We start from the raw sequence: 22,827 nt of genomic DNA, 5'->3' as shown, positions 1-22,827 counted from the left end.
AGCCGAAGACACCCGCCGCGATACCGGCGCCGCTGCCGGACGCACAGGACCTGCCGTGGCTGGAAGAACTCCAGGGCCGCACGGTCGTCGTCAAGTTCGGCGGCAACGCCATGGTCGACCCGTCGCTGCACCGGACATTCGCCCAGGACGTGGTGGAGCTGTGGCACGCTGGGCTGCGGCCCGTCGTGGTGCACGGGGGCGGCCCGCAGATCAGCGCGATGCTCGACCGGCTCGGCCTGGAGGTGCGCTTCGAGGCCGGGCTGCGGGTGACCACGCCGGAGACGATGGACGTGGTGCGCATGGTGCTCACCGGCCGCGTCCAGCGGGAGCTGGTCGGCGCCATCAATGTGCACGGCCCGTTCGCCGTGGGCCTGTCGGGCGAGGACGCGCACACGATGACCGCCGTGCGGCGCACCGCCTCGGTGGACGGACGGCCCGTGGACATCGGGCTGGTCGGCGACGTCGTGGCGGTGGATGCCTCGGCGATCGGCGCGCTCCTGGAGCGCGGCCACATTCCCGTGATCTCGCCCGTCGCACGCGGCGAGGACGGTCAGGTCTACAACGTCAACGCCGATCTCGCGGCCTCGGCCCTTGCCGTCGCGCTCGGCGCGGACCGGCTGATGGTGATGACCGACGTCGAGGGGCTTTACGCGGACTGGCCGCGGAGCAACGACGTCATCGCCCGGCTGAACGCGGCCGAACTGCACGCGCTGCTGCCCCGGCTGGCGAGCGGCATGCTCCCCAAGATGGAGGGCTGCCTGCGGGCGGTCCGGGCCGGTGTCGGCCGTGCGCAGGTCATCGACGGCCGCACGCCACACGCTCTGCTGCGCGGCCTGTTCACCGAGGACGGACCCGGCACCACCGTGGTGCCGGACGAGGCACCCGGCGGCAAGGAGGACGGCGCGTGACCACCGAGAGCGCCACCCCGCTGACCGACCGCTGGCGTGCGGTGATGATGGACAGCTACGGCACGCCTGAGCTCGCCCTCGTCCGGGGTGAGGGCAGCACGGTGTGGGACGAACAGGGGCGCGCGTACACGGACTTCACCGGCGGGATCGCGGTCAACGCCCTGGGGCACGCCCACCCGGCCCTGCTGTCGGCCGTGCGGGACCAGGCCGCCCGGCTCGGGCACGTGTCGAACCTGTTCGTCTCGGAGCCGCCCGTCGCACTGGCCGAGCGGCTGCTCGACCTGACGGGCAGGCCGGGCCGGGTGTTCTTCGCCAACTCGGGCGCCGAGGCCGTCGAGGCCGCCTTCAAGATCGCCCGACGGACCGGGCGCCCCCACCTCGTGGCCGCCGAAGGCGGCTTCCACGGACGCACCATGGGGGCGCTCGCGCTCACCGGCCAACCGTCCAAGCGGGCCCCCTTCGCCCCGCTGCCCCCGGAGGTCACCCACGTTCCGTACGGCGACGCGGAAGCACTCCGCGCTGCCGTCACGGAGCTCACGGCGGCAGTCGTCCTCGAACCGGTCCAGGGCGAAGCGGGGGTCGTCCCGGCCCCCGGGGGATACCTGCGGGCCGCCCGCGAGATCACCCGGGCCAGGGGCAGCCTGCTCGTGCTCGACGAGGTGCAGACCGGGATCGGGCGCACCGGCCGCTGGTTCGCGCACCAGGCCGAGCCGGGCGTGGAGCCGGACGTGATCACCCTCGCCAAGGGCCTGGGCGGCGGTCTGCCGATCGGCGCCACGGTCGCCTTCGGCGAGGCAGCCGATCTGCTGACGCCGGGTCAGCACGGGTCCACCTTCGGCGGTAGTCCGGTCGCGTGCGCGGCCGGGCTCGCCGTCCTGGAGACCATCGAGAAGGAGGGGCTGCTCCCCCACGTCACACGGGTGGGCGTGCGGCTTCGCACCGGCATCCGGGGGCTGGCGCACCCTCTGGTCCGCGAAGTGCGGGGCACGGGGCTGCTCCTGGGCGTGGTGCTGACGCAGCCGGTCGCCGCGCGGGTCAAGGAGGTGGCGCAGGACGCCGGTTTCCTCGTGAACGCCGCCGGACCCGGAGTCGTACGGCTGGCACCGGCGCTCACGCTGCCCGAGGAGCGCGCGGATGCCCTCGTGGCGGCACTGCCCCCGATCCTCGACGCCTCGTACGGCGCGGGCGGAGTGTCCTGAACTCCCTTATGAAGCATGCCCGTTGACACAAAGGGCGGGCCCGACACCGGGCCCGCCCTTTCGGTATCCACCGAGTGCGTCTACAGCGCGCGGGCCAGGACGCGTGCGTTGCGGGCGGGGTCCAGGGTCCGGGCCCAGGCGGCCGGGGCCAGGTCCGGGTGGGACGGGACGAAGCCGTGGCCGAGGAAGAGCCGGCCGCTCCCGGTCGTCGCGGTGAACAGCGTGGTCAGGGCGCGGCTGCGGGCCCGGGCGAACGCCGCCTGCAGGAGGCGGCTCCCCATCCCCGAGCCCTGCCGGTGCGCGGCCACACAGAAGTTGTACAGAACGCCGTCCGCGGCGTGTTCGCTCAGCCCGAGACCGCCTTCGAGGGTGCCGTCGGGAGCCTGGGCGACGAGGAAGTCGCAGGCTCGCGCAGCGTAGAGGGAGAGCGGGCGTTCGCGGAGCGCGCCCGCGTGGACGAACGGCCGGGAGAGGGCGGCCAGCGCGAGAGCGTCCCGCTCGTCCGCCCGGCGGATCTGGAATTCCGCGTCGGCTCGCCGCCGGACAGTGGGGGTTCGAGAGGGTGAGGCGGCGAGGGCGGCGGGGGGCAGCGTGGCCGTGGTCAAGGCGTTCCTTCCTCGGGTCGCACCGTTCGCGGGCGCGGGGCCGCCGGACGAAAGCCCGGTGAGGACAGAGCGCCGGACAGCCCCAACGGAACGGTCAAAGTAAGGCTAGCCTTACCTAAATGAATCGGCCAAGTCGGCCGCGTTGTCCGGGCCGTCAGCCGCAGGGGCGGCCCGGGTAGGCGTCGGTCTCCGGGGCGCCCGCCTCGCGCATCCGGCGTATCACTTCCCCGAGGACGAGGTCGTCCACGTCGCAGGGGATGTTCAACTCCCGGTCGAAGACCAGGGATTCGCCCGTACCCACGTGCCAGATCACCCAGCGCCCCTGGAAGGCGGGACCCTCCCACAGCGGGGAGAGTCGTTCCAGGGTGTCCATGCGGCTGTTCACAGCTTTCCTGCTTTCGTTGCTTCTTGTCCGTCGACGAATGTGGCCACGACCTCGATACCGCCGATGCGCGAGGGAACGACGCGCCGCGGATCGTCTCCCAGGACGGCCAGGTCGGCGCGCCTGCCCGGGGTGAGGCTGCCGGCCGAGTCGTCCCAGCGGCATGCGTAGGCGCCCGCGACCGTGCAGGCGTGGAGCGCCTCCTCGACCGCGACCGCCTCCCGCGGTCCGATCCGGCGGCCGGAGGCGGAGGCACGCTCCACCATGAACTGGACGGCACGCAGCGGCGCACCGTCCGTCACGGGCCGGTCCGAGCTGCCCACGAGGGTCACGCCGTGGTCCAGGAACCCCCGTCCGCGGTACATCCAGCGCGCCCGTTCCGGGCCCATCACGTCCGCGTAGTCGTCCCCGAAGGAGTACAGGAACGTCGGCTGGACGACCGCGCCGACACCGAGGGACGCGAAGCGCGGCAGCTGGTCGGGGCGGATCAGCCCGGCGTGCTCGATCCGGTGGCGCGCGTCCGGCCGGGGCAGCAGGTGCTGCGCCCGCTCCAGCGCGTCGAGCGCGAGGTCCGCGGCCCGGTCGCCGATGGCGTGGACGGCGAGCTGCCAGCCGGCGAGATGGCCGTCCACGATGAGCTGCGTCAGCGCCTCGGGGTCGTCGTGCAATTGACCGGTGTGGTCCATGCCCGCGTACGGGGCCGTGAGTGCGGCGGTGCGGGCCATCATGCCGCCGTCGGTGTAGATCTTGAGCGCGCCCAGCGACAGCCAGTCGTCGCCGAACCCGGTGCGCATGCCCAGGTCCAGGGCGCGGGTAAAGCCGTCGGCCCGGTGCGCGTCGCGCGGGCGCAGCGTGTCGCCGGCCGCCATGAGCTGGACCCGCAGGGGCAGTCTCCCCTGGTCCCGCAGGAGTTGGTAGGCGCCGAGCTCCACCGGGCTGTGGCCGAGCAGCCCGCCCCCGATGCCCGCCTCCGCGACGGCGGTCACGCCTTCGGCGAGACAGGTCCGGGCCGCCCGTTCGACGGCGTCGGCGATGTCGGCCTGGGCGTAGGGCAGCCTCAGGCGCCGCGCCGCGCTCATGGCACTCTCGGCCAGGAAGCCGTCCTGGTGCGGGACTTCGGCGGGGAGCAGGTCCAGGACCGCGCTGCTGACGACACAGCCGTGGCCCGAGTCGTGCATCAGGAACACCTTGCGCCCGTGGCTGACCGCGTCGAGTTCGGCGGCGGTCAGGTGGCGGCCGAGGGCGCGCTGGTCATAGCCCATCACGTCGACCCAGTCACCGGGAGCGCCGGTGCGCGAGGCCGCCTCCGCGACGGCCGCGAGTACCTCCGCCACGCGCTCGCAGGGGGCGACGCTCGGGGTGCTCTGCTTCAGCCCGGCCCAGGCCAGGTGGACATGGCTGTCGATGAACCCGGGCAGCACAGTGGCGCCCTGCAGGTCGATGACCTCGCGGGCGGGGAGCGAGGCCACCGCCTCGTCCAGGCCCACGATCCGGCCCCGCCAGATCCCCAGGTCCCGGGCGGCCGGCCGGTCCGGGTCCATGGTGACGATGTTCGCGTTCGTCAACCTTGAGCACAGCATGGGAAGTCAGTCCCTCACAAGGGGTCTCGGCCGGTGCCGGGACCGGCGGCGCGGGCGTACGAGCGCGGCGGCGCCGGGCCTTCCCGGTCAGGCGTCGACGGCCGCCACGAGGGAGCGGGGGCGCAGGTCGGTCCAGTGGGACTCGATGTACTCCAGGCACGCGTCGCGGGTCGACTCCTCGAACGCGACCGTCCAGCCCCCGGGCACCTCCACGAACGACGGCCAGAGCGAGTGCTGGCCTTCGTCGTTCACAAGGACCAGGAAACGGCCGTCGGCGTCGTCGAACGGGTTGGTGCTCATGTGTGGGTTCCTCCTGGAGCCCGAGGGGACCGGCAGGCCCGGCGCGCAGGCGCGCCTGCGGGCGGCAAGGGCCGCGTCCGTGGGGGTGGTTGATCTGGATGAGGTCGACCGCGAGGCGAGCCAGGCTTAGGTTAGGCTCACCTAATCGAAGAGCTTAACGTTTCCCCCTCTTCCTCACAAGGAGGCACCGATGCCTGGACCCGGACCGTCCCCGGAGCACCTGGGCACGACCGGAGCCGCTTCCGGTTCCCCGGCCGGCCCGGAGAGTCCGTTCGTCCCGTTCGGCCTGTCCGGCGCGCCCGGCACCGACGGGTTCCGGGTGGCGACTCCCGTGTACGTGCCGTCGGGCGACGGCGGTTGGGCCGCCCTGTTCCTGTGGCGCGGTGCCCCGGCGGTCGTCGAGTTCGAAAGCTGGTCGGATCCGGTGCCGCTGGTGCGGTGGCGCGACACGGACTGCTGGTACGCCGAGGTGCGCATGCCCGCGCGGCTCCGGGTGACCTATCGGTTCCGCACGGCTGACGGGTCGTACGCCGATCCGTACAACCCGGTCGGGGCCGGCGGTGAGCGGTCCGTCACCGCCACTCCGGACGCTCCGCCCCAGCCGCACTGGCCGGACCTCGCGGCGGCCGATGTGCTGCCGCTCCCCCGCACCCGAGTCCGCTGGGCCAGTGAGCGCCTCGGCGGACGGCGCACCGTACGGATCCATCCGGTGGGCGGCGGCGGACCGGTGGTGCTGCTGCTCGACGGGGACGACTGGCTCCATCTGCACCCGGCCGTGACCGCGTTCGACGCCGCCCGCGCCGCCGGTGACATGCCGCCGGTCACGCTGGTCTTCGTGCCGGCCAAGGACCGGCCGGCCGAATTCGGGTGCCGGCCGGAGCTGTGGGAGGCGATACGCGACGAGCTGCTTCCGCTCGTGGCGGACAGCGGGGTGCCCGCGGACCTGGACCGCCTGGTGGTCGCCGGGCAGAGCCTGGGCGGCCTGAGCGCGGTGTACGCGGCGCTGGAGTTCCCGGACGTGGTGTCCCGAGTCGCCTGTCAGTCGGGGTCGTTCTGGTGGACGCCGGATGCGGCCGCGTCGCCGGACCCCCTGGGCGGTCCGGTCGGCGGCGCCGTCGCCGCGCGCCTGCGCGAGCACCCCGGCGTGCCCGGACTGCGGATCGCCTTCGACCTGGGCGAGCACGAGACACGCATGCGTCCCCACTGCGAACTGGTCGAGGCCCTCACCGAGAAGGCCGGCGCGACCGTCCGGACGTCGCGGTCGGCCTCCGACCACGACCGGGCGGGCTGGCGCCAGGCCCTGCTCCGGGACGTCGCCTGGGCACTGGCCTGACACACACCAACGGCCCGGGGCCCGGCGATCACGCCGGGCCCCGGGCCGTTGTCACCTGGTCACCGCCAGGCAATACGCCTCGTCGGTGGTCAGCAGCCCGCGGTGGGTGCCCTCGGCCGTGACCACTCCGTCGTCCACGACGAGGACCCGGTCGGCTGCGTCGAGCAGGGCCGGACTGCTGGTGATCACGACGGTCGTACGGCCCCGGCGCAGCTTCGCGATGTTGCGGGCGACGAGCTGCTCGGTGACGGCGTCCACGGCCGTCGTCGGGTCGCGAAGGACCAGGACATCCGTGTCGGCGGCCAACGCCCGTGCCAGGGAAAGCCGTTGGCGCTGGCCTCCGGAGAGGTTCGAGCCCCGGTCGCGGACCTCGTAGTCGAGTCCTTGCCGGTGCAGGGCGACCACATCGGTCAGCATGGACGCCTCGACCGCCTCGGGCAGCATCCGGCTCGTCCCCGACGGGTCGATGTTCGAGCGGAGTGTCCCGGCGAAGATCTCCCCGTCATAGGGGTTCACCAGGATGTGCTCACGGACCGCCTCGACCGAGAGGCCCGCCAGCTCACGCCCGCCGACCCGCACCACCCCCTCATAGGCATCCGGCGGAACCTGCACGGCGAGGATCGACGCGAGCTCCGCCGCCGCACGCGGCTGATAGGCCGCGATCGCCGTGAACTCGCCCGCCGGAACCCGGAACTTCAGCCCCTGCAGGGACCCGTACCGGACGCAGTCGATCTCCAGGGTCTCGCCCGGGGCAGGACGCTCCGTTCCCGGGACCGTCACCGGCGGGGCGGACAGCACGAGGGCCATCCGCTCCGCCGAGGCGCGCGCCATCATCACGTACTTCGGCATGTCCGAGAACTGCCGGAGCGGCTCCATGATGAACTGCGCCAGACCCACCGCCATGACGAGCTGCCCGATGCTGATCTGCCCGTCGAAGGCCAGCCAGCCGGCCGTCAGGGTCACCGAGGCCGCGAGGGTGGCGTTCAGGCCCAACGCGACGCCCGCGTAGGCGCCGTTCACCCGGGCGACGGTGATCGACTGCTCCTTCGCCTGCGTACTGACCCTCCGATAGGACCGGAACGCCGCGTGGTTGCCGCCGAAGCCGTGCAGCGGGCGCAGGCCGGTGATGAGGTCGGCGACCTTCGCCCCCGCCCGCGCCACCCGGGCCTGCTGTTCCTTGGTGCTGGTGCCGATCCGCCTGGACATCACGCCGAGGACGGAGAGGATCGCCACCGTCCCCGCCATGACCAGCAGGCCGAGCGGAAGACTCGCCATGCCCAGCGCGACCGCCGCGATCAGCACCGAGATCATGGAACTGATCAGGATCGGCACCACCTCGACGATGTCGGCGGTCTGGTCGGCGTCCTCGGTGGCGATGGTGAGCACCTCGCCGGACTTCAGGCCGGTGTCCTGGGCCACCGGCTGGAGGCCGCAGGCCGCGACCCGCACCCTCCAGCGGTGCGCCTCGGTCGTGTTGGCCTTCTGCAGCACGCGCATCCCGAACCGCCACGACAGGGACACGATCGTGATGAGCACGGCAAGGACCCCGATCGACACCAGGAGCGATCCCGTGCTCCGCTCCCGCATCGTGTGCTCGACGATCTGGCCGAGCGCGATGGGGAACGCGGTCTCGCCGGCTTGGTAGAGGCCCATGAGGACGGTGCCCCAGACCATGGCGCCGACGTTGCGACGTATGGCCGTCCGGAGGATGTCGGATCCCGGGCGGCGGGATCGCTGGACGTCAGGAGTTGTCATCAAGGTGGCGGGCAATCGCTTCCGGGGTTCGCAGGGTGAACAGATCACGGATGGTGATCACGGGGCCGAACTCGCGGCGCAGGAGTCCGACCAGACGTACGGCCAGCATGGAGTGTCCTCCGAGAGACTGGAAGTCTCCCACCGCGCTCACCTCGTCGTCGTCCAGGTCCAGGGTCTCCGCGAAGTACTCGCAGACCACGGTCTCGGTCTCGGTCTGCGGGCCGCGCTCACCCGAAGTGGTCAGCGCTCCCAGCGGCTTGGGCTCGGGGAGTGCCGAGGTGTCGGCCTTCCCGTTGACCGTGAGCGGGATGCTGTCGACCTGGGCGTAGTGCGTCGGGCGCAGGAAGTCCGGCAGTCCGGAGCCCACCTCGGCGGCGACGTCCGCCAGATCGGCTCCGTCGAGCACGAGGTACGCGGCCAGCCGGTAGGCGCCGCCGTCGACCTGCGGGTCGGGCTGGGCGACGGCGGCGGCGAACCGTACCGCCGGGTGCGCCGCGAACGCGGCCTCGACCTCGCCCGGTTCGACCCGGTGTCCGCGGATCTTGACCTGCTGGTCGGTGCGGCCCAGGTACATCAGGTTGCCGTCGGGCCGCCGGATCACCAGGTCCCCGGTGCGGTACATCCGCTCGCCCGGCGCGCCGAAGGGCGAGGCGACGAACCGGTCCGCGGTCTGGGCCGGCCGGCCGAGGTAGCCCCGGGCGATGCCGATGCCCGAGACGTAGAGCTCGCCGGGCACTCCGTCCGGCAGCGGCCGCAGCCACGGGTCGAGGACGTACACGTCGGTGTTGTCGATCGCCACGCCCACCACCGGGTCCTGGCACTCGAAGGTGCCGACGCCCAGGGTATTGATCGTGTACTCGGTGGGGCCGTACAGGTTGTAGCCCACCGTCCCCTCGGTCGCCGCGAGCCGCTGCCACAGGGCCGGGGTGACCGCCTCGCCGCCGAGGAGCACCAGGGCGGGACGCCGGTCCGGGTTGTCGAGCAGGCCCTCCGCCACCAGTTGCTGCGCGTACGTCGGGGTCACGTTGACGACGTCGATGGCGTGCTCACCGCAGTACTCGACCAGGGCGGGCGCGTCGCGGCGCAGTTCCTCGTCGCAGATGTGCACCTCGTGGCCGTCGGCGAGCCACAGCAGTTCCTCCCACGACATGTCGAAGGCGAACGACACGGTGTGGGCGATCTTGAAGATCCGCTTGCCGTGCTCGGCGAGGACCGGTTCGAAGATGCGCCGCTGATGGTTGATCAGCATGTTGGTGAGCCCGGCGTACTCGGTCACGACGCCCTTGGGCTTTCCGGTCGAGCCGGAGGTGTAGATCGTGTACGCGGGGTGCCGCAGCCGCTGCGGGTCGTCCGGTGCGAAGGTCGTGAACGGCTCGGCCCGCGGCAGCGGGCGGTCCAGTTCGATGGTGTCGCCGGTCAGCCGGTGCGAGACGGAGCTGACGGTGAGGATCACGTCCGGGCGGGCGTCCGCGACGATCGAGGCGATCCGCTCGTCCGGGTGGTCGAGCTCCAGCGGTACGTACGCGGCCCCCGTGCGCAGCACGGCGAACAGCGCCACGATCGAGTCGAGCGAGCGCGGGATCGCGAGGCCGACGGTCCGCTCGGGGCCGAGGCCGCGAGCGGTGAGGACACCCGCCAACTGGCGGCTCCGATCGCGGAGTTGGGCGAACGTCATGCTCCGGCCGTGCGAGACGAGCGCGATCCGCTCCGGGGCCCGGTCGGCCGCCAGGTCGAACCGGTCGACCACGGTGTCCGTGCCGATGTCCGTGCGGACGGCGGGATCGGGCACGGGCCCGAGGCCCGGAAACGCGCCGACCGGCCCGGTCGAACCGACGAGATCGTCGAGGACGCGCACATAGTCGTCGAGGAGGCGGCGGGCGCTGTCGCTGTCGCCGTGGCGGTGCTCCAGCTTGACGGTGAGCCGGTCGCCGGGGGTGACGACCCAGGTGTACGGGTAGTGCGTGGAGTCGTCGGACTTCACCCCCGTGATGCCGTGGCGGGTGTTCATCTCGGCGAACGCGTCCGTGTCCAGGAAGTTCTGGAGCACGAAGAGGTTGTCGAACAGGGCGTCGTGCCCGCCGGCCCGCTGGATCTCGCCGAGCCCGATGTGCTCGTGCTCCATGGCCTCGACCCTGGCCGTCTGCACGGCCGACAGGTAGTCCGCGACGGTGTCGCCGGGCCGCGCCCGCGTCCACATCGGCACGGTGTTGAGCAGCACGCCGACGATGCCGGAGAGGGATGCGCCCTCGCGGCCGGAGACGGTCACGCCGAACACGGCGTCGCTGCGGCCCGTGTGAGCGCCGAGCAGAAGTCCGAACGCGCCGGTCAGGACGGAGTTCAGGGTGACCCCGTGCGTCCTGGCGGCCTCCCGCAGCTGCCGCGACTGCTCGGCGGACAGCGTGTGGACGAGCGCGGGCGGCAGGTCCTGGGAGAGGGACGGCGCCGGCCCGGCGAGCAGCGTCGGACCCGTGAGCCCGGCCAGGTGCCCGGCCCAGAACCGCTCCGAGGCGGCCTGGTCCCTGGCGGCCAGGGTCCGGGCGTAGTCCTCGAAGGAGGGTGTGGCGGGACGGGTGTCCGGCTGCTCTCCGGCGAGGACCGCCTCGTACGCGGCGAAGAGGTCGCGCAGCACGATCTCGCGGGACCAGCCGTCCCACAGCAGCAGGTGGTAGCTGAGGAGCAGGCCGTCGCGGCCGTCCGGCAGCCGGACGACGGTGAGCCGGATCAGCGGGGGTTCGGCCGGGTCGAAGCCGGTGGTGCGGTCGCGGACGCGCAGGGCCTCCACCTCCGCTTCGGTCGACAGCTCGACCGTGCGGACGCCGATCGGCCGTCCTGCCTTGAGGACCTGGACCGGATTCCCGTCGTCGTCGGTGGTGAAGCCCGCGCCGACCACGGGGTGCCGGGCGATCACCGAGGCCATCGCCTGGGCCAGCGCGCCGGTGTCCAGGCGCCGGTCGAAGGAGAAGTAGCTCTGCGCGACGTAGTGTCCGGCCGAGCCCGCCAGCTGGGACTGGAAGTACAGGCCCCGCTGGAGCGGAGTGACCGGCGCCGTGCGCTCGGCCGTCACGGCGGAGTCCACGATGGTCTCCAGGGCGCGCAGCCAGTGCGTGGTGATCTCGTCGGGGATCTCCTCGGCGAGGGTGAAGGCGGCGTGCAGCCTGCCGGTGGCCGCGTCCGTCCAGGCGTTGACCTCCACGGCGTACGGGCTGCCCTGGTCGCCGCCGGTGATGTGCGGGGCCTGCGATTCACTGCCCCGGCCGAGGTAGTTGAACAGCACCTGGGGACGGGCGGTCAGCAGCGGCGCGGTCTGCGGGTTGAGGTACCGCAGCCGGCCGTAGGCGAGGTGTCCGGCCTCGTCGGGCTGCCGCTCGGCGAGTTCGCGGGCGGCGGCGACGGGGTCGGTGTGCGCGGTGAGCCGGACGGGCGCGATGGCGGTGAACCAGCCGACCGTACGCGTGTAGTCGTGGTGTTCGAGGACCGGGAAGCGGCCGTGCCGTTCCAGCTCGATCGCGAGATCGGAGGGAGTTGCCTGGATCTCGGTCAGGGCGGTGCGCAGCGCGCCGCACAGCAGCTCGGTGAGCTGGACGCCGAGCGCGGCGGGAGCGGTGCGCGTGACCCGGTCGCTCGCGTCGGGCCCGAGCACCACGGTGGTGTCGCGCAGCGCGCCCACCGACGGCAGCAGCGCGGGAGCCCGCAGGGTGTCGATCCAGGGCCCGAGGCCGTCGGCGTCACCCGCGGACCGCAGGGTCAGCGCTTGCGCGTACTCGGCGTACGGCGTCGTCTCCGGTGCGAGGGGCTCCCCGCGCAGGGCGGCCGCCAGGTCGTCGAGCAGGATCAGCCAGGACACCGCGTCGACCGCGATGTGGTGCACGGTGATGACCAGGGTGCCGGTCGAGGCGAGCCACGAGAACGCGATGACGTCCCCGGCCTCCGGGTCGAGCAGCCCGGCCGCCTCGTTCGCGGCGGCCTCGGCGTCGGCGGAGACCGCGCGCACGAAGACGGCCTCGCGGGCCGGTTCGGTGCGCAGCGTCCACACCCCGTGCTCGGTGTTCAGCCGCATCCGCAGGGCGGGGTGGGCGGCGAGGACCGCGTTGGCGGCGCGCTCGGCGTCGGCGAGCGTGGTGCCCTCGGCCGGCCGCAGCGTCCGTGCCTGGGCGAACCGGGCCAGGGATCCGCCCAGTTCACGCTGGCGCAGGATGATCGGCGTGGGCGGCACGGGGCCGTCCTCGCGGTGTGCCGGTGCGGAGGCGGCCGCGGGGGTCCCCGGCTCGCGGGTGCCGAGGAGTTCGGCGAGGGCTCGCGGCGTCTTGTGCAGGAACACGTCGCGGGGCGCGATGGCCAGTCCGAGTGCCCTGGCCCGGTTGACCACCGTGATGGCGACGATGCTGTCGCCGCCGGCCCCGAAGAAGTCGGTGTCGGCGTCCGCGTCGGGGTGGTTCAGCGTGTCGGCGTAGATGCCGACCAGCGATCCGACCACGGATCCGGTGGCGGCCACCGGCGTCTCGTCCCGCGCGGCCCGGGCGGTCAGGGCCTTGCGGTCCAGCTTGCCGTTGACGGTCAGCGGCAGCGCGTCCACGTGCAGGATCCGGCCCGGCACCATGTGCACGGGCAGCTTGGCGGCGAGGAGCGCGGAGAGGTCTCCGGGCACCCGGCCCACGACGTGCGCGACCAGGTGGTCGCCGCTGTCCGCGACGGTGACGGCCACATCGACCACCCCCGCGAGGTCCCGGACCGCGGACTCGACCTCACCGAGCTCGATGCGGAAGCCCTTGAGCTGGACCTGGTCGTCGGCACGGCCGGCGAACTCCAGCTCGCCGTCGAGGGTGCGGCGGGCGAGGTCGCCCGTGTGGTACATGCGGGAGCCGTCGTTCGCGAACGGGTTCGCCACGAACCGGCCCGCGGTGAGGCCCGGCCGCCCCAGGTAGCCGAGCGACACCTGGTCGCCGGCCACGTAGATGGCGCCCACCCGGCCCGGCGGCACCGGCCGCAGCCGGTCGTCGAGCAGGTAGGTGGTCAGGCCCGGGACGGCGCCGCCGATGGGGCTGACGTCGCCGCGGGCGAAGTCGTCGGCGGTCAGCACCCGGTGGGTCACATGGACGGTGGTCTCGGTGATGCCGTACATGTTGACCAGTTCGGGCGAGGCGGCGCCGTGGCGCTCGACCCAGCCGTCCAGCCGCCCGAGGTCCAGCGCCTCGCCGCCGAAGATGACGCGGCGCAGGGCGGTCAGCGGTTCGGCGGCGTGCCGGTCGGCCTCGATGAACTGGTAGAAGGCCGACGGGGTCTGGTTGAGCACGGTCACTCCGCACTCCCGGACAAGGCGGTGGAAGTCCACCGGCGAGCGGGTCAGTGCGTAGTCGGGAACGAGCAGTTCGCCGCCGTGCGCCAGCGCGCCCCACAGCTCCCAGACCGCGAAGTCGAAGGAGTACGAGTGGAACTGGACCCACACGTCGTCCGGGCCGAAGTTCATGTCCGGCCGGGTGTTGGCGAGCAGGGTCACCACGCTGGAGTGCGGGACGACGACGCCCTTGGGCCGGCCGGTCGAGCCGGAGGTGTAGATCACGTACGCGGGGTCGTGCCAACTGACGGCGGGTGCCGTCAACTCCCCGTCGTCCTGCGGCAGTTCGTCGCCCTGCACGAGGACGCGGGCCGGGACTCCGGCCTTCGCGAGCAGCGCCGTGAAGCGCTCGCGCTGGTCCGGGTCGACGAGGACGGCCTGGGGGGCGGCGTCCGCCAGGACGTATTCCAGCCGGTCGTCCGGATAGGCCATGTCCAGGGGTACGTAGGCGCCGCCCGCGCTGACGATGGCGACCAGGGCCACGACCTGCTCGATGGTGCGCGGGACCGCGACGGCCACCCGTCGGCCCGGCCGGACTCCGGCCGCGCGCAGGGCGGCGGCCAACTCGTCCTTGGCAGCCGCCAGTTCACCGTAGGTCAGCGACCGGGTGGTGCCGTCGAGAGCGCACTGGGTGACGGCGGTCGCGGCCGGGTCGCGACGGGCCGCGGCGTCGAACAGGTCGCCGAGCGTGGCCGGGGTGATCGGTGACGGGGTCCGGGTCCCCGGCGGGACCAGGTCGCCGACCGGGGTGTCGGGCCGGTCGAGGAGGCCGGTGAGGGTGTGCGTGAACCTGCGCAGGATGTCCTGTGCGCTGCTCTCCCGCAGCAGTTCACCGTCGTAGATCAGGTTGAAGCCCGGGCGTCCGTCGAGGGACCTCTCCACGACCAGCGTCAGCGGGTAGTGCGGGGCTCCCTCGTTGACGAGTTCGGTGACGACGAGCGTGTCGCCGGGGCTGCGCAGGGCGGTGACATCGGTCGCCACGTCGAACACCACGAGGGTGTCGAAGAGGGACCCGACACCGGCCCGACGCCCGATCCGGGCCAGCGAGACGTGCTGGTGCGGCAGGACGGCGCCCTGGTGTTCGCGCACCGCGGCGAGGAGTTCGCGCGCCGTGGTGCCGGCGGCCCAACCGGCGCGCAGCGGGACGGTGTTGATGAACAGGCCGACCATGTCGCCGATGCCGGGCACGTCCGCGTCGCGGCCGGAGACGGTGGAGCCGAACACCACGTCCGTGGAGCCCAGGATGTCGCCGAGGGTCAGCGCCCAGGCGCTGTGCACGGCCACGCTCAGCGTGACACCCGCGGCCCGCACGGCCGCGTCGATGTCGCCCGCCGGCTCCGTCGAGGTGTCGGCGAACCGGTCGGACGGGGTGTGCTCCCCGGCCACCAGCGAGGGGCCGGGCAGCCCGTCGAGCTCGGCGGCCCACACACGGTCGCTCTCGTCGGCGTCGCGGCCGGCGAGCCAGCTCACGTAGTCGGGGAAGCCGCCCCGCGGGTACACGCTGCCCGGTGCGTGGTACTCGGCGAGCAGTGCGCGCAGCATCGGCGGCACCGACCAGCCGTCGGCGATGATGTGGTGCACGGTCTGCACGAGCACGTTGCGGCCCGAATCCGGGTCGCGGAACAGGGTGAACCGCATGAGCGGGCCGGTGGCCAGGTCGAAGCCGGTGCGGCGGTCGCGCTCGGCGTGCTCGCGGATCTCCTCGTCGGTGATGCCGGGCCGGTCGACCGTGGTGAACGGCGCTTCGGCGCCGCCTTCCAGGACGGAGACGACGCGGCCGTCGGCGAGGGCGACGAAGCGGGCGGCGAGGTTGGGGTAGAGGGTGAGCAGCCGGGTCGCGGCCGCCGCGAGCCGGCCGGCGTCGATGCCGCCCTCCAGCGTGAGCAGTTGCTGCTCGACGTAGCTGCCCGCGGAGTCGTCGTCGAAGACCGAGTGGAAGTACAGGCCTTCCTGGAGCGGGGTGAGCGGCAGGACGTCGCCCAGCTCGGGGCCGTCCAGGGCGTCGACGTCGTCCTGGGTCAGCCGCACCAGCGGGAAGTCGCTGGGCGAGTGGCCGCCCCGGTCGAGCGCGGCGAGACCGGCGAGGGCGCTGCGGAAGTGGCCGCCGAGCGTCTCCACGTCCTCGTCGCCGAACATCCCGTCGGGCCAGGAGACGGTGATGACGAGTTCGTACGCGCCATGGGCCGCGGGTTCGGCGATCGCGTTGAACTCCAGGGCGCGCGGCAGACGCATCCTCGGATCGCGCTTCTCCCCCAACTGGCCGGTGGTTCCGGCGAGTTGCCAGTCCTCGGGGGTGCCCGCGTCGAAGCGGCCCAGGTAGTTGAACAGGACCTGGGGCGCGGGGGCGGTGAAGGTGGCGTCCGTCAGGTGGCGCAGGGCGCCGTAGGACACGCCGTTGCTCGGTACGCGGGCCAGGTCCTCCTTGACCGCCTTGAGCGCGGCGGCGAGGTAGGCGGGGGCGGTGAAGTCGCCCGAGGTGCCGGGGTCCACGGTCACCGGGAAGAGCGTGGTGAACCAGCCGACGGTCCGCGACAGGTCCGGCTCGGCACCGGCCGCGACGTGGCGGCCTTCGCGTCCGTGGCCTTCGAGTTCGATGTGCGCGAACGTCTGGTCCTGGCCGCGGTCGCGGCGCCAGCGGGCGAGGGCGACGGCGAGCGCGGTCAGGAGCACGTCGTTGACGCCCGCGTGGAACTTCGCCGGGACCTCGCCGAGGAGCGCGGCCGTGAGGTCGGCGCCGACCGTGAAGGTGCGGTGCCGTTCCCGCTCGACCGTGTCGGCGTCGGACAGCGCCCGCCTGCCCAGCGGTGCGTCCGGCCCGGGCAGGGGACGTTCGAAGTAGGCGCGGTCCTCGTCGAAGGCGGCGCCTTCGAGGAGCTGCGTCCAGCGCCGGAACGACGTGCCCACCGGGGGCAGTTCGATCGTCTCGCCCGCACAGGCCCGGCGCCACGCGGTGGCCAGGTCCTCCATCAGGACGCGCCAGGAGACTCCGTCGATCACTACGTGGTGGATGACGACGACCAGCTGGCGCGCTTCCCGGCGCCAGACGGCGCGCAGCATCACGCCGTTGTCCGGGTCGAGCCCCGCGGTTGCGAGGTCCACGCACGCATCGAGCGGCCGGTCGCTCTCCTGCCAGTGGGCGGTGGCTCCGTCGGCCTCCGGGATGTCGAAGCTCCAGCGCTCGCCGCGTACGAGCCGGGCGCGCAGCATGTCATGCCGGGCGACCACGGAGGTGAGGACGGCGTCGAGGGTACCGGCGGTGAGGTCCGCCGGGGTGTTGAGGACGACCGACTGGACGAACCCGTCGATCGCGTCCGTGGTCTCGCCGAGCCACTGGAGGATGGGCGATCCCGTGACGGGGCCGGTGGCTACGTCGCCGCGGTCCACCGGCGTCACGTCCTCGCGGCTCGCCACGGCCGCCAGCGCGCCCAGGACGCTGTGGGAGAAGATCTGCCGCGCGGAGACGTACAGGCCCGCCTCGCGCAGCGCGCTCAGCAGGGAGATCGCGAGGATGCTGTCGCCGCCGAGCTGGAAGAAGTCCTGGTCGACGCCGACTTCGTCGAGGCGCAGTACGGAGGCGACGGCCGCGCACACGGCGCGCTCGTCGTCGTTGGAGGGCCGCACGAACGAGCCCGTCACGATCCGGGGCTCGGGCAGCGCCCGCCGGTCCAGCTTGCCGTTGGCGGTGAGCGGGAACTCGGCCATCACGACGATGTGGGCGGGCACCATGTACTCGACCATGTGCTCCACGGCCCAGGCCTTGACCTCGTCGGCGCTCAGGTTCTCGCTGCCGGCGGCGGGGATCACGTACCCGACGAGATAGGTGCCGCCCGCGCTGTTCTTCCTGGCGACGACGCAGGTGTGCCGCACCCGGGGGTGTTCGGCGAGGCCCGCCTCGACGTCCTCCAGTTCGAGGCGCATGCCGCGGATCTTCACCTGGTTGTCGGCGCGGCCGAGGAAGTCCAGGGACCCGTCCGGGGCGAACCGGGCGAGGTCGCCGGTCCGGTAGAGGCGCGATCCGTCGTTCGCGAAGGGGTTCGCCACGAACCGGGAGGCGGTCAGGGCGGGCGCGCCCACGTAGCCGCGCCCCAGGAGGAAGCCTCCCACGTAGAGTTCGCCGCCGACCCCGACCGGGACCGGGCGGAGCTCTTCGTCCAGGACGTAGAGCTGGGTGTTGGGGTTGGCCTTGCCGATCGAGGTCGACAGGCGCTCCGCCTCGCCCCGGTAGATGACGTGGGAGACGCCGATCGTGGTCTCGGCGGGCCCGTACCCGTGGTACATCGGGATGCCGAGGCGGGTGCGGAACCGTTCGTACAGCTCCGGGGTGAGCACCTCGCCGCCGCACCACACGTGCCGCAGGCTGTCCAGGCGCCCCGAGTCGCCCGCGATCTCCAGGAGGACGTCGAGCATGGACGACACGAGATAGGTGAACGTGACGCGCTGCTCGGCGATCACACCCAGCATGTGGTGCGGGTCGCGCTCGCCGCCGGGGCGCAGGACCACCAGGCGGGCGCCGCACACCAGCGGCAGGAAGATCTCGTTTATGGATATGTCGAAGGACAGCGGCGCCTTGAAGAGCGAGGCGTCGTCGTGGCCGAAGCCCAGGATCTCCTCGACCTGCCACAGCAGGCGCTCGCTGATCGCCTCGTGCCGGATCATCGCGCCCTTGGGGCGGCCGGTCGAGCCGGACGTGAAGATCACGTAGGCCAGCGAGTCGCCCCGGACGGTGACTTCGGTGCCTTCGACGGGGCAGCTGTCGTACTGCCAGTCGTCGAGGTCGACGGCGACGGCGGCCGGTTCGGCGGGGTCGTGCTCGCCGGAGTCGTTGAGCTGGACCACGACCCGCGCGTCGTCGATGACGACGGCGCGGCGGGCGGCGGGCCACTGCGGGTCGAGCGGCACGAACGCGCAGCCGGCCTGCAGGACTCCGAGCAGGCCGGTCACCATGTCGGCCGAGCGGCCAAGGGAGATGCCGACGACCTGTTCCGCGGCGAGTCCGCGGCCGAGCAGGTGGTGGGCCAACTGAGCTGACTTCTCGGCGACTTGACGGTACGTCATGGTCCGGTGTTCGTCGACGACGGCCACCGCGTCCGGCCTGAGCCGGGCCTGTTCGCGGAACATCTCCACGATGGTCGGCCGGACCCGGTCGGCCGCGGTGTCGTTCCAGCCGGCCAGTGTCCTGAGCCGCTCCGCCACGCCGGAGGGGCCGATGGTGCCGATGGGCCGGTCCGGGAAGTCCGCCAGGTCGTCGAGGGCGAGCTGCGCGTCGGACGGCAGGACGCCCTCGGGGACGGCGATGGGGATGCCCTCCGCGGCGGCTTCGCCGACCGCCCAACCGCTCGGCGCGCCACCGCCGTTGTCGACCCAGCCGAGCACGTCCGCGAACAGCGTGTGGGGTGCGAGCTCAATGCCGTCCGGGCTCTGGCCAGTTGCCCAGTACGCGAGACCGGTGGCTGCCGCCTCGGCGACGGTCCGGTCGGAGTAGCCGGCCAGGCGCCGGCGCACGTCGGCCAGACGCGCGGGAGAGAACAGCACGAGACGAGCGCTCGGTTCCATCATCGAAGACTCAACACCCTTCCAAGGCACATAGGTAACCCTAACCTAAATTAGGGTTACCTAACTACCTTCTCTCCAGGCCCGCCAGAGCCGCGCGTAGCGGCCACCCAGAGCCACCAACTCCTCGTGCGTGCCCTGCTCCACGACCCGTCCCGCGTCCAGCACCGCGATACGGTCGGCGGCCACCGCCTGGGTCAGCCGGTGGGCCACGAACAGCGTGGTGCGGCCCGCGCAGGCGGCCTGAACGGCGCGTTCCAGTTCGGCGGCGCCTTCACTGCCGGCCTCCGCGGTCGACTCGTCGAGCACCACCACCGGCGCCCGGCCCAGCACGAGGCGAGCCAGGGCGACATGGGCGACCTTCATGCCGTCCAGGCGCTCCCCGCCCTCGCCGACCTCTGTGTACAGCCCGTCGGGAAGGGCCTCGACCCAGGTGTCGGCGCCCACGGTGCGCAGCGCGTCGGTCAGTTCGGCGTCGCTCGCCTCCGGTGCGGCCAGCCTCAGATCGTCGGCGAGCGGGCCGGAGAACACGTGCGTCTCCTGGGTCAGGACGCTCACCAACGCCCGCGCATCGACCTCGTCCAGATCGGCGAGATCGGTCGCCCCGACGCGCACCGAGCCGGACTGCGGGGTCTCTATCCCGGCGACGAGCGCGGCCAGCGTCGTCTTGCCTGCGCCCGTGGCTCCCACGAGGGCCAGTGAGCCGCCCGCCGGGATCGTCAGGCTGACGTCCCGCAGGACCGGCTCCTCGGACCCGGGGTATCCGAACGTCAGCCCCTCCACCGCCACCGGGTAGGGGGTGCCGTCCCGCGGCGCGGCGGCCGCATGACCCACCAGGCGCTCCGCCGCGGGCTCCGTCAGCACCCCGACGAGCCGCGTCAGACTGGCGCCCGACTTCTGCGCCTCGTCGAAGGTGAACATGATGGCGCCGAGCGGCGTGAACAGCCGGTGGAACACCAGCGGAGCCGCCGACACGTCGCCGAGGCTGGCACTGCCGGTCTCCAGCAGGACGTAGCCCACCACGAGGATGAGAACCAGGCCGATGAACTCCGCACGGTTCTCCCGGCCGACGAACCGGCCGAAGAAGCGGAACACCTCGATCCCGTAATCCCGTACCCGCTGCGAGTCGTTGGCGACCTTCTCGCGGAACGTCTCCTCCAGGCGGTACGCCCGCACCGTGTCGATGCCGTTCAGACCGCTGATCAGGGCCTGCGCGCGGTCGGCCTGGGCGAGCCGCTGTCTGCGGTAGAGCGGGGCGGACCGGGGCAGGTACCAGCGCAGGGCCAGTGCGTAGGCGGGCAGCGCGCAGGCTCCCGCGAGACCGAGCCGCCAGTCGAGACCGAACATGCCGATCGTGGCGACGGCCACCAGCACACCCGCGGAGAACACCGTGGGAATGGCCGAGCGGATGCCCTTGGACAGGACGGCCACATCGTCGCCGACCCGGGACAACACGTCACCGCGGCCCACCTGTTCGACCCGGGCGATGGGCATCCCGAGCACGGCCCGCACAGCGCCTTCCCGTAGGTGGGCGAGCAGATCCGCACCGAGGCGCCCGATCAGATACGTCGACACCGCGGTGGCCGCCGCGCCGAGCAGCGCGGCGTCCACCATCACCACTCCGGTCGTCAGCAGGGCCGAGCGCGGCTCGCCGCCGACCACTCCGTCGACCACCCGGCCGAGCAGCAGGACCGGGAGCATCTGGAGCGCGGCTCCGGCCACCGTGCTGAACACGGTGGCGGCCGTCAGCCACGGCATCTCGCGGCAGCGGGCCGCGACCCATCCGGCCGCCTCACGGCCACCCGTCGTGCGCAGGGTGGCCGGGGCGGCGTGCGTCTGCGTGGTCACCTAGCCGACCGACTTGACGAGCTGGTCGATGGCGTACGGCAGGGAGAGCAGGGTGGCCTGCGACATCGCCGCGCCGGCCGCCGGGCCCTCGCTGTCGAGCAGGTAGGACACCTTGTTGGCCTTGTAGACCTTCAGGTTGCTGAAGAGCTTGTCCTGCTTCAGGGCGTCCGTGTCGGCCTTGTCGTTGATGACGAAGACGCGGTCGACGTCGACGAGGTCCATGCGCTCGGGCGAGAGCTGGGTGGAGAAGCCGGACCCCGCGATCCTGTCGATCTCGGTCTGGCCCTTGAAGCCCATGCCGGTCAGGAGCTGGCCACGCACGTCGGCGGTGGTGAACGGCGTGACCGAGTTCTTGTACCAGGACAGCGCGACGGCGGTCTGGCCCGCGAACTCGGGGTGCGCCTTCTTCACGCCGGCGAGCTTGTCCTGGATGCCCTGGACCATCTTCTTGCCGTCGTCGGCCCTGCCGAGCGCCGCGGCGATCTGGAGGGCGTTGTCCTGCCAGGGAGCGCTGAACGGCTCCTTCTCGGCCTTCGTGCGGCCGACCGTCGGCGCGATCTTGGAGAGCTTGTCGTACGCGGCCTTGTCGATCTCGGAGTAGACCGCGACGATCAGGTCGGGCCGAAGGGCGGCGATCTTCTCGAAGTTGGGGCCGGTGTCGCCGTTGTTCATGACGACGTCGGGCTTGGCGCCGCCCCACTTGTCCTTCACCCAGGGCCACTGCGTGTTGATGTCGGGGCTCCGGTCCGACGGGTTCGGGTACTGGTCGACCATGCCGACCGGCTTGACGCCGAACGCGAGCACGGTCTGGTCGTCGGTGTAGCCGACGGTCACGACCCGCTTCGGAGCCTTGTCGATCTTCGTGGATCCGAAGGCGTGCTCGACGGTGACAGGGAAGGCACCGGCGGCGGCCGGGGTGTTGGCGCCGTCGTCCTTGCCCTGGTCCGCCGATTCGGAACCGCATCCCGCGAGGAGTCCTGCGCCGAGGGCCGCGGCGGACACGGTCGCCGCCAGCCGCCGCCAGGGCTTCATGCGTGTCGTTCGGTCGAGGAGCATCCGGAATCCCTTGCTTTCTTGCTGTCCACTGCGGCCCGAATCGGGCAGGCAGACCTTAGCCGCTTCAGTAAGGTAAGCCTAGCCTAAGTCGCAGTGCGGACGGCTCAGCGGACCGGACTCCGGACGTGGGTGCGGCCGATCGGCACGATGAGCGGCCGGTCCCCCACCGGATCGTCAATGACCTGCGCCCGCAGGCCGAATGCCTCGTGCAGCAGCTCGGAGGTCACCACGTCGCGCGGGTGCCCCTGCGCCAGGACCGCACCCGCCTTCATCACGATCAGGTTGTCGCTGTAGCGCGCGGCCAGGTTGAGGTCGTGCAGCACCATCACCACGGTGCAGCCGGACTCGTGCAGGTCGTCGACGAGGTCGAGCACGTCGACCGCGTGCGCCAGATCCAGGTACGTGGTGGGCTCGTCGAGCAGCAGGAGATCGGTGCCCTGAGCGAGCGTCATGGAGATCCAGGCGCGTTGGCGCTGGCCCCCGGAGAGCGAGTCGACGGGGCGGTCGGCCAGGTCGGACACCCCGGTCAGGGCCAGCGCGCGCTCCACCACGGAGACATCGTCCGAGGACCACTGCCGCAGCCAGCTCTGGTGCGGATGACGGCCCCTGGCGACCAGATCGGCCACGGTCAGGCCCTCCGGCGCGACCGGCGACTGCGGCAGCAGGCCGAGCTTCTTCGCCACGTCCCTGGTCCTGAGCCTGCCGATGTCCTCACCGTCCAGGACGACCGATCCCCGGGTGGGCTTGAGCAGCCGCGAGAGGGTCCTCAACAGGGTTGATTTCCCACAGCCGTTGGGGCCGATGATGGTGGTGACCACCCCCGGCGGGATCGTCACGTCCAGCGCGTCGATGACCGTCCGTTCGCCGTAGCCGACCGTGACGCCCTTGGCCGCCAGCCTCGGAACGTCGGCGACTGCGGACTCGATCCCGGTGATGTACTCAACGGCCATGGCTACCCCTCTATTTAGGCTTGCCTAAC

At 72.3% G+C, this 22,827-nt stretch carries 12 protein-coding genes; 3 read left to right on the top strand and 9 right to left on the bottom strand.

Annotation, left to right across the window (positions count from 1 at the left end; genetic code table 11):
- Positions 1-110: 110 nt before the first annotated feature.
- Complete coding sequence (argB, locus tag ABD346_RS38160) at positions 111-908, top strand: acetylglutamate kinase (RefSeq protein WP_381228224.1); 798 nt, start codon at positions 111-113, stop codon at positions 906-908.
- A complete protein-coding gene (locus ABD346_RS38155; protein ID WP_344380911.1) occupies positions 905-2,107 on the top strand; it encodes an acetylornithine transaminase in 1,203 nt (400 codons plus the stop codon). The genes argB and ABD346_RS38155 overlap by 4 nt, the downstream gene beginning before the upstream one ends.
- Positions 2,108-2,187: 80 nt before the next feature.
- Here the strand turns inward: ABD346_RS38155 and ABD346_RS38150 are convergent, their stop codons facing one another.
- From ABD346_RS38150 to ABD346_RS38135, 4 genes are all read right to left on the bottom strand, one after another.
- Positions 2,188-2,712 carry a GNAT family N-acetyltransferase gene (locus tag ABD346_RS38150; RefSeq protein WP_381228189.1) on the bottom strand — a complete coding sequence of 175 codons (525 nt, stop codon included), beginning with the start codon at positions 2,710-2,712 and terminating at the stop codon, positions 2,188-2,190.
- A 154-nt stretch (positions 2,713-2,866) separates the two neighbouring features.
- Complete coding sequence (locus ABD346_RS38145; protein ID WP_344380910.1) at positions 2,867-3,097, bottom strand: hypothetical protein; 231 nt, start codon at positions 3,095-3,097, stop codon at positions 2,867-2,869.
- On the bottom strand, positions 3,094-4,674 hold the full coding sequence (locus ABD346_RS38140) for an amidohydrolase (protein ID WP_344380909.1): 1,581 nt from the start codon (positions 4,672-4,674) through the stop codon (positions 3,094-3,096). The genes ABD346_RS38145 and ABD346_RS38140 overlap by 4 nt, the downstream gene beginning before the upstream one ends.
- A gap of 87 nt (positions 4,675-4,761) precedes the next feature.
- Positions 4,762-4,974, bottom strand: coding sequence for an MbtH family protein (locus tag ABD346_RS38135; protein ID WP_344380908.1), 213 nt, complete (start codon positions 4,972-4,974; stop codon positions 4,762-4,764).
- A gap of 190 nt (positions 4,975-5,164) precedes the next feature.
- Here ABD346_RS38135 and ABD346_RS38130 point away from each other — a divergent pair, with 190 nt between their 5' ends.
- Positions 5,165-6,307 (top strand): alpha/beta hydrolase-fold protein, encoded by a 1,143-nt coding sequence (locus tag ABD346_RS38130; protein WP_344380907.1) that lies wholly within the window; start codon positions 5,165-5,167, stop codon positions 6,305-6,307.
- A 51-nt stretch (positions 6,308-6,358) separates the two neighbouring features.
- Here ABD346_RS38130 and ABD346_RS38125 read toward each other — a convergent pair whose 3' ends face one another.
- The 5 genes from ABD346_RS38125 to ABD346_RS38105 form a co-directional block, all read right to left on the bottom strand.
- The gene (locus ABD346_RS38125) at positions 6,359-8,062 is read right to left on the bottom strand and encodes an ABC transporter ATP-binding protein (RefSeq protein ID WP_344380906.1); all 1,704 of its coding nucleotides are present in this window, start codon (positions 8,060-8,062) and stop codon (positions 6,359-6,361) included.
- Complete coding sequence (locus ABD346_RS38120) at positions 8,049-18,950, bottom strand: non-ribosomal peptide synthetase (RefSeq protein WP_344380905.1); 10,902 nt, start codon at positions 18,948-18,950, stop codon at positions 8,049-8,051. Before ABD346_RS38120 ends, ABD346_RS38125 begins: the two co-directional genes overlap by 14 nt.
- Before the next feature lie 57 nt (positions 18,951-19,007).
- On the bottom strand, positions 19,008-20,702 hold the full coding sequence (locus tag ABD346_RS38115; protein WP_344380919.1) for an ABC transporter ATP-binding protein: 1,695 nt from the start codon (positions 20,700-20,702) through the stop codon (positions 19,008-19,010).
- A gap of 90 nt (positions 20,703-20,792) precedes the next feature.
- Positions 20,793-21,848, bottom strand: a complete 1,056-nt coding sequence (locus tag ABD346_RS38110) for an iron-siderophore ABC transporter substrate-binding protein (RefSeq protein ID WP_344380904.1) — start codon at positions 21,846-21,848, stop codon at positions 20,793-20,795.
- A gap of 104 nt (positions 21,849-21,952) precedes the next feature.
- Positions 21,953-22,798, bottom strand: coding sequence for an ABC transporter ATP-binding protein (locus tag ABD346_RS38105; protein WP_344380903.1), 846 nt, complete (start codon positions 22,796-22,798; stop codon positions 21,953-21,955).
- Between the last annotated feature and the right edge of the window lie 29 nt (positions 22,799-22,827).

The sequence above is a fragment of the Streptomyces mauvecolor genome (genome assembly GCF_039532965.1).
GTDB classification, from domain to species: Bacteria; Actinomycetota; Actinomycetes; order Streptomycetales; family Streptomycetaceae; genus Streptomyces; species Streptomyces violascens.
This window is presented reverse-complemented; position numbering and strand designations above follow the sequence as displayed.

Coding starts and splice junctions, on each gene's coding strand:
- ABD346_RS38125 (WP_344380906.1), bottom strand. CDS start 8,062: ATGACAACTCCTGACGTCCAGCGATCCCGCCGCCCGGGATCCGACATC.
- ABD346_RS38140 (WP_344380909.1), bottom strand. CDS start 4,674: ATGCTGTGCTCAAGGTTGACGAACGCGAACATCGTCACCATGGACCCG.
- ABD346_RS38115 (WP_344380919.1), bottom strand. CDS start 20,702: ATGCCGTGGCTGACGGCCGCCACCGTGTTCAGCACGGTGGCCGGAGCC.
- ABD346_RS38135 (WP_344380908.1), bottom strand. CDS start 4,974: ATGAGCACCAACCCGTTCGACGACGCCGACGGCCGTTTCCTGGTCCTT.
- argB (WP_381228224.1), top strand. CDS start 111: ATGGTCGACCCGTCGCTGCACCGGACATTCGCCCAGGACGTGGTGGAG.
- ABD346_RS38120 (WP_344380905.1), bottom strand. CDS start 18,950: ATGATGGAACCGAGCGCTCGTCTCGTGCTGTTCTCTCCCGCGCGTCTG.
- ABD346_RS38105 (WP_344380903.1), bottom strand. CDS start 22,798: ATGGCCGTTGAGTACATCACCGGGATCGAGTCCGCAGTCGCCGACGTT.
- ABD346_RS38110 (WP_344380904.1), bottom strand. CDS start 21,848: ATGCTCCTCGACCGAACGACACGCATGAAGCCCTGGCGGCGGCTGGCG.
- ABD346_RS38130 (WP_344380907.1), top strand. CDS start 5,165: ATGCCTGGACCCGGACCGTCCCCGGAGCACCTGGGCACGACCGGAGCC.